At 59.1% G+C, this 13789-nt stretch carries 18 protein-coding genes; 5 read left to right on the forward strand and 13 right to left on the reverse strand.

The annotated features are described in order from the left end of the window. Positions 1–63 precede the first annotated feature (63 nt). The 5 genes from DKM43_RS15855 to DKM43_RS15875 are packed head-to-tail and all read left to right on the forward strand — an operon-like array spanning position 64 to position 6817. Complete coding sequence (locus DKM43_RS15855) at positions 64–1638, forward strand: type I restriction-modification system subunit M (protein WP_109799461.1); 1575 nt, start codon at positions 64–66, stop codon at positions 1636–1638. After that, on the forward strand, positions 1635–2309 hold the full coding sequence (locus DKM43_RS15860; RefSeq protein WP_109799462.1) for a restriction endonuclease subunit S: 675 nt from the start codon (positions 1635–1637) through the stop codon (positions 2307–2309). The genes DKM43_RS15855 and DKM43_RS15860 overlap by 4 nt, the downstream gene beginning before the upstream one ends. Further along, a complete protein-coding gene (locus DKM43_RS15865) occupies positions 2302–2883 on the forward strand; it encodes a restriction endonuclease subunit S (protein WP_201739894.1) in 582 nt (193 codons plus the stop codon). Before DKM43_RS15860 ends, DKM43_RS15865 begins: the two co-directional genes overlap by 8 nt. After that, a complete protein-coding gene (locus DKM43_RS15870; RefSeq protein ID WP_109799464.1) occupies positions 2880–5903 on the forward strand; it encodes a type I restriction endonuclease subunit R in 3024 nt (1007 codons plus the stop codon). Before DKM43_RS15865 ends, DKM43_RS15870 begins: the two co-directional genes overlap by 4 nt. Continuing rightward, positions 5900–6817, forward strand: a complete 918-nt coding sequence (locus DKM43_RS15875; protein ID WP_145960540.1) for a hypothetical protein — start codon at positions 5900–5902, stop codon at positions 6815–6817. The genes DKM43_RS15870 and DKM43_RS15875 overlap by 4 nt, the downstream gene beginning before the upstream one ends. Here DKM43_RS15875 and DKM43_RS16405 read toward each other — a convergent pair. From DKM43_RS16405 to rplN, 13 genes are all read right to left on the reverse strand, one after another. Then, positions 6788–7057 (reverse strand): hypothetical protein, encoded by a 270-nt coding sequence (locus tag DKM43_RS16405; RefSeq protein WP_145960541.1) that lies wholly within the window; start codon positions 7055–7057, stop codon positions 6788–6790. The two genes, DKM43_RS15875 and DKM43_RS16405, sit on opposite strands and share 30 nt — an antisense overlap. Positions 7058–7109: 52 nt before the next feature. Further along, positions 7110–7760, reverse strand: a complete 651-nt coding sequence (locus DKM43_RS15880) for an adenylate kinase (protein WP_109799561.1) — start codon at positions 7758–7760, stop codon at positions 7110–7112. A 33-nt stretch (positions 7761–7793) separates the two neighbouring features. After that, positions 7794–9161, reverse strand: coding sequence for a preprotein translocase subunit SecY (gene secY, locus DKM43_RS15885; RefSeq protein ID WP_109799466.1), 1368 nt, complete (start codon positions 9159–9161; stop codon positions 7794–7796). A gap of 151 nt (positions 9162–9312) precedes the next feature. After that, on the reverse strand, positions 9313–9828 hold the full coding sequence (gene rplO / locus DKM43_RS15890; protein WP_109799467.1) for a 50S ribosomal protein L15: 516 nt from the start codon (positions 9826–9828) through the stop codon (positions 9313–9315). Positions 9829–9982: 154 nt separating this feature from the next. Continuing rightward, positions 9983–10159 carry a 50S ribosomal protein L30 gene (gene rpmD, locus DKM43_RS15895; RefSeq protein WP_109799468.1) on the reverse strand — a complete coding sequence of 59 codons (177 nt, stop codon included), beginning with the start codon at positions 10157–10159 and terminating at the stop codon, positions 9983–9985. Positions 10160–10165: 6 nt separating this feature from the next. Continuing rightward, entirely contained in the window at positions 10166–10876 is a 711-nt protein-coding gene (gene rpsE / locus DKM43_RS15900; RefSeq protein WP_109799469.1) for a 30S ribosomal protein S5, read from the reverse strand. A 2-nt stretch (positions 10877–10878) separates the two neighbouring features. Continuing rightward, positions 10879–11229, reverse strand: a complete 351-nt coding sequence (gene rplR, locus DKM43_RS15905; protein WP_109799470.1) for a 50S ribosomal protein L18 — start codon at positions 11227–11229, stop codon at positions 10879–10881. Then, positions 11229–11762: a 50S ribosomal protein L6 gene (rplF, locus tag DKM43_RS15910; RefSeq protein WP_109799471.1), complete on the reverse strand. Its 534-nt coding sequence runs from the start codon at positions 11760–11762 to the stop codon at positions 11229–11231. The genes rplR and rplF overlap by 1 nt, the downstream gene beginning before the upstream one ends. Next, positions 11762–12157 (reverse strand): 30S ribosomal protein S8, encoded by a 396-nt coding sequence (gene rpsH, locus DKM43_RS15915; protein WP_109799472.1) that lies wholly within the window; start codon positions 12155–12157, stop codon positions 11762–11764. The genes rplF and rpsH overlap by 1 nt, the downstream gene beginning before the upstream one ends. A gap of 10 nt (positions 12158–12167) precedes the next feature. Next, the gene (rpsN, locus tag DKM43_RS15920) at positions 12168–12473 is read right to left on the reverse strand and encodes a 30S ribosomal protein S14 (protein WP_109799473.1); all 306 of its coding nucleotides are present in this window, start codon (positions 12471–12473) and stop codon (positions 12168–12170) included. 27 nt (positions 12474–12500) lie between these two features. Continuing rightward, positions 12501–13082, reverse strand: a complete 582-nt coding sequence (gene rplE / locus DKM43_RS15925) for a 50S ribosomal protein L5 (protein ID WP_109799474.1) — start codon at positions 13080–13082, stop codon at positions 12501–12503. Continuing rightward, on the reverse strand, positions 13075–13392 hold the full coding sequence (gene rplX, locus DKM43_RS15930) for a 50S ribosomal protein L24 (RefSeq protein ID WP_109799475.1): 318 nt from the start codon (positions 13390–13392) through the stop codon (positions 13075–13077). Before rplX ends, rplE begins: the two co-directional genes overlap by 8 nt. Then, positions 13392–13760 (reverse strand): 50S ribosomal protein L14, encoded by a 369-nt coding sequence (rplN, locus tag DKM43_RS15935; RefSeq protein ID WP_109799476.1) that lies wholly within the window; start codon positions 13758–13760, stop codon positions 13392–13394. Before rplN ends, rplX begins: the two co-directional genes overlap by 1 nt. Between the last annotated feature and the right edge of the window lie 29 nt (positions 13761–13789).

A 13789-nucleotide genomic window follows, 5' to 3' on the forward strand; every position in this document is an offset into this window, starting at 1 on the left:
GTTTGGCGGCATCTGCATGCTTGTCCTAAAAACAAGATCCGAACAACAGGGAACCGATTTACGATGGGTAATAATGGGTCACTCGACCGTGCCGAACTGCATCGCACGATCTGGCGTATCGCTAATGAGCTTCGTGGCAGTGTCGATGGATGGGATTTCAAATCCTACGTGCTCGGGACTTTGTTCTACCGCTTCATTTCGGAAAACCTCGTTCGATATCTGAACGAGCAGGAGCGCTTGGCAGGCAATCCGGATTTTGACTATTCCGAACTGAGTGATGAGGACGCTGAATACGGACGGGAGGAGACCGTCAGGGAAAAGGGCTTCTACATCCTGCCCTCACAGCTGTTCGGCAACGTCCGGAAGGCCGCCCGCAAGGATCCCGACCTTAATGAAACGCTCGCCAAGGTGTTCGCCGCGATCGAAGGCTCGGCCACCGGCACGGAAAGCGAGAACGACATCAAGGGACTCTTCGACGACCTCGATGTCAACAGCAACAAGCTCGGAGCAACCGTTGCCAAGCGGAACGAGAACCTGGTCAAGCTCCTCGAGGCCATCGGCGATCTCCCGCTGGCCAGCGACAACTTTAACGACAGCAACATCGACCTGTTCGGCGACGCCTATGAATACCTCATGCAGATGTATGCCTCGAGCGCGGGCAAGTCGGGCGGTGAGTATTACACCCCGCAGGAGGTATCCGAGCTGCTGGCGCGCATCACCGTCGCCGGCAAGACCGAGGTCAATAAGGTCTATGACCCTGCCTGTGGTTCGGGTTCGCTGCTGCTAAGCTTCGCCAAGGTCCTCGGGCACGACAAGGTGCGGCAAGGCTTCTTCGGGCAGGAGGTCAACCTGACGACCTTCAACCTGTGCCGCATCAACATGTTCCTCCACGATGTGAACTACGAGAAGTTCGACATCGCCTTGGGGGATACGCTGATCGATCCGGCGCACTGGGACGATGAGCCTTTCGAGGCGATCGTGTCCAACCCTCCCTACTCGATCAAGTGGGAGGGGGATGCCAACCCGCTGCTCATCAACGATCCGCGGTTCGCGCCGGCCGGCGTGCTGGCTCCTAAGAGCAAGGCCGACCTCGCCTTCACGCTGCACATCCTGCACTGGCTGGCGGTGAACGGGACGGCTGCCATCGTCGAGTTCCCGGGCGTGCTCTATCGTGGCGGTGCCGAACAGAAAATCCGGCAGTATCTCATCGACAATAACTACGTGGACGCCGTGATACAGCTTCCGCCGGACCTGTTCTTCGGCACCACGATCGGCACCTGCATCATCGTGCTGAAGAAGTCCAAGACGGACAATGCGACCTTGTTCATCGATGCCACGGCCGAGTGCTCGCGGGTCGGCAATAAGAACAAGCTCCTGCCTCGGAACATCACCACGATCCTCGATGCCTATGTCGCGCGTAAGGACGTCGATCACTTCGCCAAGCTGGTCGACAACGATGCTATCGGCGAGAACGGCTACAACATTTCCGTCTCGTCATGGGTGGAGCAGCGAAATGCGCGAGAAAATGTCGATATCGCGGCACTGAACGCCGAGATCGCTGACATCGTGGCGCGGCAATCAGACTTGCGGACCCAGATCGATGCGATCGTGGCAGAACTCGAAGGAGAGGCTGCATGAGCAGGCTCAAAGCATTGTTGCGTGATCTTGACGCAAAAAAGGTAGTGTTCCAGCACATAGGCGACGTTTCGATCCGTAGCTCCAACATCCGATGGGCGAATACGGGCGATGACGAATATCAGTATATCGACTTGTCTTCCGTGGATCGCCTAACCGGACGTATCGGCGAAACGGCGACAATCAACTCAGGCAATGCGCCTAGCCGCGCACAGCAGATTGTCAAAGCAGGCGATGTTATTTTCGCGACGACTCGACCAACTCAGATGCGTTGGGCGATCATTCCTCCTGAGTTTGACGGACAAATTGCGAGCACTGGCTATTGCGTTATCAGGCCAAAACAAGAAATCATTCACACAAATTTCTTGGCTCATCTTCTTGGAACCGAGCACTTCAAAAAGTATATTGAAGAAAAGCAAGTCCCTGGAAATTACCCATCAATTCCAGATGGTCGGGTCCGCGAATACAAGATCCCAGTGCCGCCGCTTGAAATTCAACAGGAAATTGTTGCAATTCTCGACCGGTTCACCAAGCTGGAGGCGGAGCTGGAGGCGCGGCGTCGGCAGTATGGTCACTACCGCGATACACTCCTGAGCTTCCCAGAAGACACGGGTAGCGAAGCAAGCAAGCAAGCAAGCAAGCAAGCAAGCAACGAGGATACTGACCTTGGGTGAAGTTGGCAATTTTCTTCGGGGCTCAGGCATCCAGAAGTCCGATTTCGTCGATGCTGGCGCTGGTTGTATTCATTATGGTCAGATCCACACGCACTACGGCACGTGGGCCAAGAGCACGAAATCGTTCGTCCGCCCCGATCTCGCTGCACGCTTGCGTAAAGCGCAGACAGGGGATCTGGTCATCGCCACGACCAGCGAAGACGACGCCGCCGTTGCCAAGGCAGTGGCTTGGCTGGGTGACGAGCCTGTCGCCGTCAGCACCGACGCCTACATTTTCCGGCACACCCTGAATCCGAAGTATGTCTCGTATTTCTTCCAGACAGAGCATTTTCAGGCCCAGAAGAAGCCGCATGTGACCGGCACCAAGGTTCGCCGCATCTCGGGTGACAGCATGGCGAAGATCAAGATCCCGGTCCCATCGATGAAAGAGCAGGAACGCATCGTCGCGATCCTTGATCGGTTTGACGAACTCACCAGCAGCTTGTCGACCGGCCTGCCTGCCGAGATTGCCGCCCGTCGCCGCCAGTATGCCCATTACCGCGACCAACTGCTGACCTTCAAGGAAGCCGCATGACCGAAGGACAGCATCCTTTCCGCTACCATCCCATCGCGCAGTCCAGCGAGAGCACGGTCGTCAGCGAGTTCGTGCCCGATCCCCCTAGCGTGCGCGATGCCGGATATCAGTCGGAGGATGCCCTCGAGAAGGCACTGATCGCCCAGCTTCAAGGACAGGCCTACGAGTATCTTACCTTCACCACGGAAGCCGAACTGGTGGTCAACCTGCGCACCCAGCTCGAGCGCCTGAACAAGATGCAATTCTCCGATGCCGAGTGGCAGCGCTTCTTTTCCACCTGCATCGCCAGCGCCAATGACGGCATCATCGAGAAGACGGCCCGCATCCAGGAGGACCACGTCCAGCTGCTCAAGCGCGACGATGGCAGCATCAAGAACATCTACCTGATCGACAAGACGAACATCCACAACAACAGCCTGCAGGTCATCAACCAGTATGAGACCCAGGGCACTCGGGCGAACCGCTACGATGTGACGATCCTCGTCAACGGGCTGCCGATGGTGCACATCGAGCTCAAGCGCCGCGGCGTCGACATCCGGGAGGCCTTCAACCAGATCAACCGCTACCAGCGGGACAGCTTCTGGGCTGGCTCAGGCCTGTTCGAATACGTGCAGCTCTTCGTCATCAGCAACGGGACGCTCACCAAGTATTACAGCAACACCGTGCGCGATGGGCACCTTGCCGAGCAGCGGAGCAAGCGGTCGAAGCAGACCACCTCCAACAGCTTCGCCTTCACCAGCTGGTGGGCGGACGCCAAGAACCGGCCGATCACGGACCTGGTCGGGTTCACGAAGACGTTCTTTGCCAAGCACACCCTGCTCAACATCCTGACCAGATACTGTGTGTTCGATGTCAGCCGTAAGCTGCTGGTGATGCGGCCCTACCAGATCGTGGCGGCCGAGCAGATCATGCTGCGGATCAGCACCTCGACGAACTACAACCAGTTGGGCACCGTCAATGCCGGCGGCTACATCTGGCACACGACAGGCAGCGGCAAGACGCTCACCAGCTTCAAGACCGCGCTGCTCGCCCGCGATTTCGCCGGCGTGGACAAGGTGCTGTTTGTCGTTGACCGCAAGGATCTCGATTACCAGACGATGCGGGAATACGAGCGGTTCGAAAAGGGCGCCGCGAACTCGAACACCTCGACCGCTGTCCTCCAGAAGCAGCTGTCCGATCCCAACGCACGGATCATCATCACCACGATCCAGAAGCTGTCCCGCTTCGTTGCCGCCAACAAGAAGCACCCGATCTACGATGCTCACGTCGTCGTCATCTTCGACGAATGCCACCGGAGCCAGTTCGGCGATATGCACGCCGAGATCACCCGGTCGTTCAAGCGCTACCACCTATTCGGGTTCACGGGGACGCCGATCTTCGCCGAGAACTCGGGCAGCTCTGGCAATCCCAACCGGCGCACCACAGCGCAGGCGTTCGGGGACCGGCTTCATACCTACACGATCGTCGATGCCATAGCCGACAAGAACGTGCTGCCATTCCGCATCGACTACATCAACACCATCAAGACGGGATCGACAATCAAGGACAAGAAGGTCCCGGCCATCGATACCGAACGGGCCTTGCTGGCACCGGAGCGCATCGCTGGCGTCGTCGAATACATCCGCGAGCACTTCGACCAGAAGACGCGCCGTTCCGCCTCGTATCGCCACGATGGGAAGCGGCTCGCGGGGTTCAACTCGATTTTCGCCACCGCCTCGATCGATGCTGCCAAGCGCTACTACGCCGAGTTCAAGAAGCAGCAGCAATCACTCCCTGCCGCACAGCAGCTCAAGGTGGGACTGATCTACAGCTTCGCCGCAAACGAGGATGATGAAGACGGCCTGCTGGGCGAGGAGGAGTTCGAGACGACCGGCCTCGACCAGAGCTCACGCGACTTCCTCGAGGGTGCGATCAAGGACTACAACGCCCTGTTCAGCACCAGCTTCGACACGTCGGCGGACAAGTTCCAGAACTACTACAAGGACCTGTCCCTTCGCCTGAAGGCCCGCGAACTCGACCTCGTCATCGTCGTCAACATGTTCCTCACCGGGTTCGACGCCACCACGCTCAACACTCTCTGGGTGGACAAGAACCTGAAGGCGCATGGCCTGATCCAGGCCTATTCGCGCACCAACCGGATCCTCAACTCGGTCAAGACCTACGGGAACATCGTGTCCTTCCGCGACCTCGAGGAAGAGACCAACGACGCGCTGGCCCTGTTCGGCAACAAGGACGCCAAGGGGATCGTGCTCCTCAAGCCCTATGCCGAGTATTATGATGAATACGAGAGCCTGATCGCGAAGCTGCGGGCAGATTTCTCCCTCGATCAGCCGATCATCGGGGAGGCTGCACAAAAGGCCTTCATCAAGCTGTTTGGGGCTATTTTAAGGCTCAAGAACATCCTGACGGCCTTCGACGACTTCGCCGGCAACGAGATCCTGTCGCAGCGCGAGTTCCAGGATTACCTCAGCCTCTACCTGAACTTCTACGCCGAGTTCCGCAGGGCTTCAGAGGCTGATCGCGAGGCGATCAACGACGACATCGTATTCGAAATCGAGCTGGTCAAACAGGTTGAGATCAATGTCGATTACATCTTGATGCTGGTGGATCGATACCTCGCTGCCAAGGGATCCGGCGAGGACAAGGAAATTCTTGCGACGATCGACCGGGCGATCAATTCCAGCCCCTCGCTGCGGAACAAGAAGGACCTGATCGAGCAGTTTGTCGCGTCTGTGTCGGCAAAATCCAAGGTCGATGCGCAATGGCGATCGTTCCTAGCGGCTCGCAAGGAGAGTGAGCTCGAGGGCATCATCGCCGCTGAAGGGCTGAACGGGGATGAGACCCGCGGCTTCATCGACAACGCCTTCAGGGACGGCGCCATCCCCACATCGGGCGTAGGCATCACGAAAATAATGCCTCCGGTGTCGCGATTCGCGAAGGGCGGGGAGCATGCAACGCGGAAGCGGTCGGTAATGGAAAAGCTGTCTGAGTTCTTCGAGCGATATTATGGGCTGATATGATTGAGAGCCAGAACCCAAACGCAGACCGCCCAACCCCGGGATCTGACTCACTGGTCGGTGAACTCATTCACCGTAATCCAAATCTTGAAGCTGCATTGAAGCGATTTATCGAAGTAGGCGACCTTACTGGCCAAATTGCTCAAGCAATGCGAAACGTCAGTGAAAGCCTAAAAGTTGTAGACCTCGCTGATTTCCAGCGCAGGACATCTAATATTTTCCAAGAAATTGGGAGGCACTTCAAAAATACTGAACGAGCTCAAAAAATACTTGATGCTGGGTGGGTGCCCTATGCAGGGATGCCGATCGACGACCTCCCAGAGCAAGCCACTGCTGATCAGGTTGATATATTCATGAATTCGCTCATCGGAGATCGATGGGTTGAAGTTCGGAACTGCTTGGCAAACACAGTCGCAATGTCAAAGGTTGACGAAGAAGCGGTCGTGACGTTCGATGAAGCTCTAAGTGCATTCGAGAATGGGCACTATCGTTCGGTTGTCCGAGTTCTATTTCCTGAGATCGAAAGGGTCGCGCGCGATACAGTCTACGGTGGCAGCCGCAAGGATTGGTCTATTGACGAACGAAAAGAGACGAGACGCCTCAACACAGGCCTTGGAGCCCTCCGCGAGTCTTTGATGCAACATCTACCCGCCGGTCTAGGAGTGTATGCTGATTTTGGATTCGCTCTCACGCAGAAGATGGACAGCCATCTATACCGCTATGTTGAATCGACTCCTGAAGATCTGGCGGCATTGCAAGCGGATCCCGTGCCTAACCGCCACGCGAGCCAGCACGGATATGTGACATATAGCACCGCCCAGAATGCTTATAATGCGCTCAGCATGACTGCATTCATGTTCGACACAATCTTGCGCGTAGACGGGTATCTACGACGGAAGGCTCAAGTCGAGACTTAGCTGAATGAGCCAGAGGATTGGTTTTTTTGCTCCATAAGATTGCTCGCCTGAAAAGGTGTGCTGCCCGCTCCACCACCGCGAAGGCATGGCAAAGAGCTTCCACGCTTCTGCCGGGCTGACCGAGACGTCACTGGTGATCCGGACAATGAACCCGGCATCGCTGAACTGTGTAACCTCAGCCGAAGCTGGTGCAGCGAAGCAAGTGAAGAAGGAGGCAAGCAGGATGTTCACCCGACGCATCACAGCCTCCTGTCTCGCACTTCCGAACCGCAATCCCGAACCGCGCCGCAAATCAGTCTGCGGCGATAATCGCCTCGATAGCGGCAGTCACGTCATCCATATCAGCCATCCCGTCGACCCGCGATACGATCCCCTGCGCTTCGTAGATAGGCAGGATCGGTGCGGTCTTTGCGCGATATTCGGCCATTCGGGTGCGCACGGTTTCTTCGTTATCGTCAGGACGCCGCTTGAACTCATGGCCACCGCACTTGTCGCAGGTGCCTTCGACGGCAGGCTTCTCGAACTTGTCGTGATAGCCCTTGCCGCAGGTCGCGCATGTGTAACGGCCGGTGATCCGTTCAACCAGAGCATCTTCATCGACATCAAGTTCGATCACATGATCGAGCTTTCGGCCACGACCTTCAAGAATGGCAACCAGCGATTCCGCCTGCGGCGCGGTGCGCGGGTAGCCGTCAAAGATCGCACCCTGCGTGGCAGGCATTGCATCCAGCTCATCACCAATCAATGCCGAAACGATCTCGTCCGAAACAAGCTGCCCCGCCTCCATGACGGCCTTCGCCTTCAGCCCGACCGGCGTCTGCGCCTTCACCGCGGCGCGCAGCATGTCACCGGTCGAAAGCTGTTTCATGCCGTGACGCTCGACCAGACGCTGTGCCTGGGTGCCCTTGCCTGCGCCCGGAGGGCCCAACAGGATGATGTTCACCAACTCGCTCCCCTCTCGCAGCCTGCGCCTGTACTAGCGCAGACGCCCCTTCAACTTCGCCTTCTTGATAAGGTCGCCATACTGGTGAGCCAGCAGGTGCGACTGGATCTGCGTTATCGTATCAACCGTCACGTTGACCACGATCAACAAGCTGGTGCCACCGAAGAACACCGTCCCCATCCCGGTTTCGGCCATGATGAACTCAGGCACAACGCAGACCACGGTGATGTAGGCCGCACCAAGAACGGTTATGCGCGTCAACACATAATCCAGATAGGTCGCGGTATTCTTGCCAGGACGGATCCCCGGAATGAAGCCACCATTCTTCTTAAGGTTCTCGGCGGTTTCCTCAGGATTGAAGACCACCGCAGTGTAGAAGAACGCGAAGAATATGATCCCCAGTGCATAGAGAAGCATATAGACCGGCTTGCCATGGCCGAGATACTGGTTGAGCGTGACAATCGCCTGTCCCATCGCCGTATCGGGCGAAATGGAATTGCCGGCAAACTGCGTGATCGTGAGCGGCAGCAGCAGAAGCGAACTGGCGAAGATCGGCGGGATCACACCGGCGGTGTTCAGCTTGAGCGGAAGATGGCTGCTGTCGGCTTGCATCATGCCGCGCTGCGTTGCCCGCTTCGGATACTGGATCAACAGCCGCCGCGTTGCCCGTTCGAAAAAGCAGATGCCGATGACCAGCGCGACCAGCATTACGACGATGCCGACGATCAGGAACGGCGAAATCGATCCGGTCCGCCCGCCTTCGAAGAGATTGCCGAAAAACCGCGGAAGCTGCGCGACGATGCCGGCCATGATGATCAGCGAAACGCCGTTGCCGATGCCGCGCGACGTAATCTGTTCGCCCAGCCACAGCAGGAACATCGTCCCGCCAATGAGCGATATGACCGCGCCGATCCTGAAGAGATAACCCGGATTAACCACGGCCTGAAGACCGCTCGACGCGCCATACGCCTCAAGGCCGGAAGCCAGAACCCACCCCTGAATGGCGGTGAGGAACACCGCGCCGTAGCGGGTGTACTGGTTGAGCTTCTTGCGCCCGCTTTCGCCCTCCTTCTTCATCGCGGCCAGCGCCGGATGGAGCGAAGCTGCAAGCTGAACCACGATGGATGCCGTGATGTAGGGCATCACGCCAAGCGCGATCAGGCTCATGCGCTCAAGCGAGCCACCGGAGAACGCATTGAAAATATCCAGCACGCCGCCCCGCGTCTGATCGTAGAGCGTCTCCATGATCAGCGGGTTGACCCCAGGCAGCGGCACGAAACTCAGGAACCGGAAAACGATCAGCGCACCAATCGTGAACCAGATACGCTTCTTGAGCTCGGTAGCCTTGGAGAAGTTGGCCAGATTGAGATTGCTGGCAATGTTGTCGGCGCGTGATGCCATTTCGGGGTTCTAAGCCTTGCTGCGAAACCGGGCCACCGGCCCTGCCGTTTCGGACGTCTTGAGCTAGCCCATATAGTGCGGGGCTGCGAAAGTCGAACCCCTGCAATGCAGAAATCCCCGCCCGATCAACGGGCGGGGAAAGGAGAGACCCTTACTTGGCCTTGTTCGCGGCAGCGCGCGCTGCCTTCTTCTCGGCCTCGGTCGGCCCGGCTTCGGGAATCGACACCGAACCTCCAGCCTTCTCGACCGCCGCAACTGCGCCCTTCGAGGCACCAGCAACCAGGAAAACGACCTTGGCAGTCAGTTCACCCTTGCCAAGCAGACGCACGCCATCCTTGCCGCCGCGCGCGAGACCGGCAGCCTTCAGCGCAGCGTGATCGACGGTGCCGGAAATATCCAGCTTGCCAGCATCGATTGCCTTCTGGACCATGCCGAGGTTCACTTCAGCGTAATCCTTGGCAAAGACATTGTTGAAGCCGCGCTTGGGAAGGCGCATGTGTAGCGGCATCTGACCGCCTTCGAACCCGTTGATGCTGACGCCCGAACGCGCCTTCGCACCCTTCTGGCCGCGCCCGGCGGTCTTGCCCTTGCCGGACCCGATACCACGGCCCACCCGCATCCGCCCCTTGCGGGCACCATTGTTATCCGAAATCTGGTTCAGTTTCATGTCTTGCACTCGCTTTCGCTTTGAGTCGCGCTTTGGAAGGTTGCGCGCCTAGCCTATCGGGCGCGCCTTGTCACCCCTTGGCTCCCCGGCGCTCATGCAGAAAGCCCCGGCACAGCGGCCGGGGCGTCCCTTGTGGTCACAGTGGAACCCGCGATCAGTCGATCACGGCAACCATATGCGGCAGCTTGGCAATCGCGCCACGCACTTCGGGGGTGTCCTGCACCTCCACCACGCGGTGCATCTTGCCCAGACCAAGACCGATGAGGATCTTCTTCTGGCTTTCCGGGCGGCGGATCGGCGAACCGATCTGCTTGATCTTGATGGTAGCCATGACCGATTACTCCGCGATGGCTTCGGCAGCGGCTTCGGCTTCGCCCTGCGAAGCACCACCACGACCGAGCAGATCGGCAACCTTCTTTCCACGACGCTGAGCGACCGCCTTCGGCGAAGTCTGGTCGGTCAGCGCATCGAAGGTTGCGCGGATCATGTTGTAGGGGTTCGACGTGCCGACCGACTTTGTCACCACGTCAGAAACGCCGAGGCTTTCAAACACGGCGCGCATCGGGCCGCCGGCGATGATACCCGTCCCGGCAGGAGCCGAGCGCACATTCACCTTGCCCGCACCGAAACGGCCCTTGCCGTCGTGATGGAGCGTGCGGCCTTCCTTGAGCGGGACGCGCACCATGGCGCGCTTGGCCGAAGCCGTCGCCTTGGTGATAGCCTCCGGCACCTCGCGGGCCTTGCCCTTGCCGAAGCCGACCCGACCCTTGCCATCACCGACTACGACCAGAGCCGCAAAGCCGAAGCGCTTGCCGCCCTTTACGGTCTTGGAAACGCGGTTGATGTGCACGAGCTTCTCGATCAGCTCCTCACCGCCTTCTTCCTCGTTGTTGCCACGGCCGCGACGATCGTCGCGACGACCACGACCGCCGCGCTCACCGCCACGATCGTTCCCGCCGCGGCCGCGGCCACGACCGCGACCTTCGCGCTGCTCGCCACCGGTCGATTCGACCGCAGCGACGCCTTCCAGGTTGGTTTCGTCAGCCATTGTCAGAACTCCAGCCCGCCTTCGCGGGCAGCGTCAGCCAGCGCCTTGACGCGGCCATGGAAGAGGAACCCGCCGCGATCAAACACGACGGAGGTGATGCCGGCAGCCTTGGCCTTCTCGGCGATCTCGGTGCCGACCTTGGCAGCAGCATCGACATTCGCGCCGATCGACTTCTGCCCCTTGACCAGTGTCGAAGCCGCAGCCAGCGTGCGACCGGCGGCATCGTCGATGATCTGCGCGTAGATGTGACGGCCGGAGCGATGCACCGACAAGCGAGGACGACCACCAGAGCGGGCCTTGAGCGCAGTGCGCACCCGGCGACGGCGGCGTTCGAAGAGAGAAAGCTTTGCCATTACTTCTTCTTCCCTTCCTTGCGGAAGATAAACTCGCCGCGGTACTTGATACCCTTGCCCTTGTAGGGTTCGGGCTTGCGCCAGCGACGGATCTCGGCGGCAACCTGGCCAACCTTCTGCTTGTCGATACCGGAGATTTCCACCGTGGTGTTGTCCGGAGTCTTGATCTCGATGCCTTCGGGCACCGGGAAATCGACATCATGGCTATAACCAAGCTGCAGCTTGAGGTTCTTGCCCTGCGCGTTGGCACGATAGCCGACGCCGGTGATTTCAAGCACCTTCGTGTAACCCTGGGTCACGCCGGTCACGAGGTTATCTACCAGCGTGCGCTGCATGCCCCAGAACGCTCGCGCCGACTTGGTGTCGTTCGCGGGCTTCACGAGAATGGTATCGCCTTCGACGGTGTAGCTGATCTCGTCACGCAACGTAAGCGTGAGCGTGCCCTTCGGCCCCTTCACGGTCAGCACGCCATCTGCGATGTTCGCGGTGACGCCACTTGGGATCGTCACCGGCTTCTTGCCGATGCGGCTCATCAGAACACCTCCGCCAGCACTTCGCCACCGACGTTGGCAGCACGCGCTTCGGCATCCGAAAGCACGCCCTTCGGCGTCGAGACGATGGTGATGCCAAGGCCGTTGCGGATCACCGGAAGTTCCTTGGAACCCGAATAGACGCGGCGGCCAGGCTTGGAGACACGGGCAACGTGCTTGATCGCAGGCTGGCCCTCGAAATACTTCAGCTCGATGCGAAGCTGCGGATGAGAACCAGTGGTGTCCTCCGAGAAGCCACGGATGTATCCTTCACGCTGAAGGACTTCGAGCACGTGCGCACGCAGCTTGGAGGCGGGCGAAAGGACAGAGTCCTTCTTTGCCTGCTGCCCATTGCGGATGCGGGTGAGCATATCACCCAGGGGGTCGGTCATAGCCATCGGATGATCCTTACCAGCTCGACTTGGTCACGCCGGGGATAAGCCCCTTGTTGGCCAGATCGCGCAGTTCCACGCGGCACAGGCCAAACTTGCGGTAGTAACCGCGCGGGCGGCCGGTGGTGTTGCAGCGGTTGCGGACACGGGTCGGGTTCGCGTTGCGCGGAAGCTCTGCCATCTTGAGACGGGCAATGAGGCGCTCGGTTTCATCGAGCGATTCATCAGCCGCCGTGGCCTTCAGCGCAGCATACTTTGCCGCATACTTCTGAACGAGCTTCTTGCGCTTCTCGTTCTTGTTGATCGAACTCAGTTTCGCCATGGACTTAAGCTCTTTCCTTGAACTGGCTCAGGCGGCCTGCTGCTGCTCGGCAGCATCCTGCGGGAACGGGAAACCGAACAGGCGAAGCAACTCGCGCGCTTCATCGTCGGTCTTGGCGGTGGTGGTGACGATGATATCCATCCCACGCACCTTCTCGATCTGGTCGTAGCTGATCTCCGGAAAGATGATCTGCTCCTTCAGACCCATCGCATAGTTGCCACGGCCGTCGAACGACTTGGGGTTCAGCCCGCGGAAGTCCCGAATGCGCGGCATCGCGATCGTGATCAGACGATCGAGAAATTCATACATGCGCTCACGGCGCAGCGTCACCTTGCAGCCAATGGGCATGCCTTCACGCAGCTTGAACTGTGCGATCGACTTCTTCGCCTTGGTGATCACCGGCTTCTGGCCCGCGATCAGCTCCATTTCGGCAGCAGCAGTCGTGACCTTCTTCTTGTCCTGGCTCGCTTCGCCCACGCCCATGTTGAGCGTGATCTTCTCGATGCGCGGGATTTCCAGCGCATTCCTGTAGCCGAACTTGGCCTGCATCGCGGCAGCGATCTCGGCGTCATACTTCTTGCGCAGACGCGGAACGTACTTGTCAGCCATCGATCGTCTCCCCGGACTTGACGGCCACCCGGACCTTCTTGCCGTCCTTGACCTCGAAGCGGACGCGGGTGGGCTTACCATCCTTGTCAGCAACCGAAACCTTCGAGATGTGCATCGGAGCCTCGAAGCGGTCGATGCCGCCCTGCGGGTTCTGCTGGCTGGGCTTGCGGTGACGGGCTGCGATGTTCACACCCTGCACGACAACCTTCTCATCCTTCGGCAGAACCTGAAGGACAGTGCCGGTGCGGCCCTTGTCCTTGCCCGAACGAACGACGACCGTATCGCCCTTCTTGATCTTCGCGGCAGCCATCACAGCACCTCCGGAGCGAGCGAGATGATCTTCATGAAGCCCTTGGCGCGCAGTTCACGCACCACGGGGCCGAAGATACGCGTGCCGATCGGCTCTTCGTTCTTGCCGACGAGCACGGCAGCATTGCTGTCGAAGCGGATGACCGAACCGTCGGTGCGGCGGACGTCCTTCTTGGTGCGCACGATGACGGCACGGTGCACGTCGCCCTTCTTGACGCGCGCGCGCGGCTGCGCTTCCTTCACCGACACCACGATGATGTCGCCGACGCTTGCGAACCGGCGCTTCGAGCCACCCAGCACCTTGATGCACTGGACGCGCTTTGCGCCGCTGTTGTCCGCCACGTCGAGATTGGATTGCATCTGGATCATTGATCCGGTTCCTTCTCACTGGCTTGCCG

The sequence above is a fragment of the Novosphingobium meiothermophilum genome, from assembly GCF_003171715.1.
In the GTDB taxonomy this organism is placed as follows: Bacteria; Pseudomonadota; Alphaproteobacteria; order Sphingomonadales; family Sphingomonadaceae; genus Novosphingobium; species Novosphingobium meiothermophilum.

Coding starts and splice junctions, on each gene's coding strand:
- DKM43_RS16405 (WP_145960541.1), bottom strand. CDS start 7,057: ATGCGTCGGGTGAACATCCTGCTTGCCTCCTTCTTCACTTGCTTCGCT.
- DKM43_RS15860 (WP_109799462.1), top strand. CDS start 1,635: ATGAGCAGGCTCAAAGCATTGTTGCGTGATCTTGACGCAAAAAAGGTA.
- rpsH (WP_109799472.1), bottom strand. CDS start 12,157: ATGGCTATGACCGACCCCCTGGGTGATATGCTCACCCGCATCCGCAAT.
- secY (WP_109799466.1), bottom strand. CDS start 9,161: ATGGCATCACGCGCCGACAACATTGCCAGCAATCTCAATCTGGCCAAC.
- rpmD (WP_109799468.1), bottom strand. CDS start 10,159: ATGGCTACCATCAAGATCAAGCAGATCGGTTCGCCGATCCGCCGCCCG.
- DKM43_RS15875 (WP_145960540.1), top strand. CDS start 5,900: ATGATTGAGAGCCAGAACCCAAACGCAGACCGCCCAACCCCGGGATCT.
- rplR (WP_109799470.1), bottom strand. CDS start 11,229: ATGGCAAAGCTTTCTCTCTTCGAACGCCGCCGTCGCCGGGTGCGCACT.
- rplO (WP_109799467.1), bottom strand. CDS start 9,828: ATGAAACTGAACCAGATTTCGGATAACAATGGTGCCCGCAAGGGGCGG.
- DKM43_RS15855 (WP_109799461.1), top strand. CDS start 64: ATGGGTAATAATGGGTCACTCGACCGTGCCGAACTGCATCGCACGATC.
- rpsN (WP_109799473.1), bottom strand. CDS start 12,473: ATGGCGAAACTGAGTTCGATCAACAAGAACGAGAAGCGCAAGAAGCTC.
- rpsE (WP_109799469.1), bottom strand. CDS start 10,876: ATGGCTGACGAAACCAACCTGGAAGGCGTCGCTGCGGTCGAATCGACC.
- rplX (WP_109799475.1), bottom strand. CDS start 13,392: ATGGCTGCCGCGAAGATCAAGAAGGGCGATACGGTCGTCGTTCGTTCG.
- rplN (WP_109799476.1), bottom strand. CDS start 13,760: ATGATCCAGATGCAATCCAATCTCGACGTGGCGGACAACAGCGGCGCA.
- rplE (WP_109799474.1), bottom strand. CDS start 13,082: ATGGCTGACAAGTACGTTCCGCGTCTGCGCAAGAAGTATGACGCCGAG.
- rplF (WP_109799471.1), bottom strand. CDS start 11,762: ATGAGCCGCATCGGCAAGAAGCCGGTGACGATCCCAAGTGGCGTCACC.
- DKM43_RS15870 (WP_109799464.1), top strand. CDS start 2,880: ATGACCGAAGGACAGCATCCTTTCCGCTACCATCCCATCGCGCAGTCC.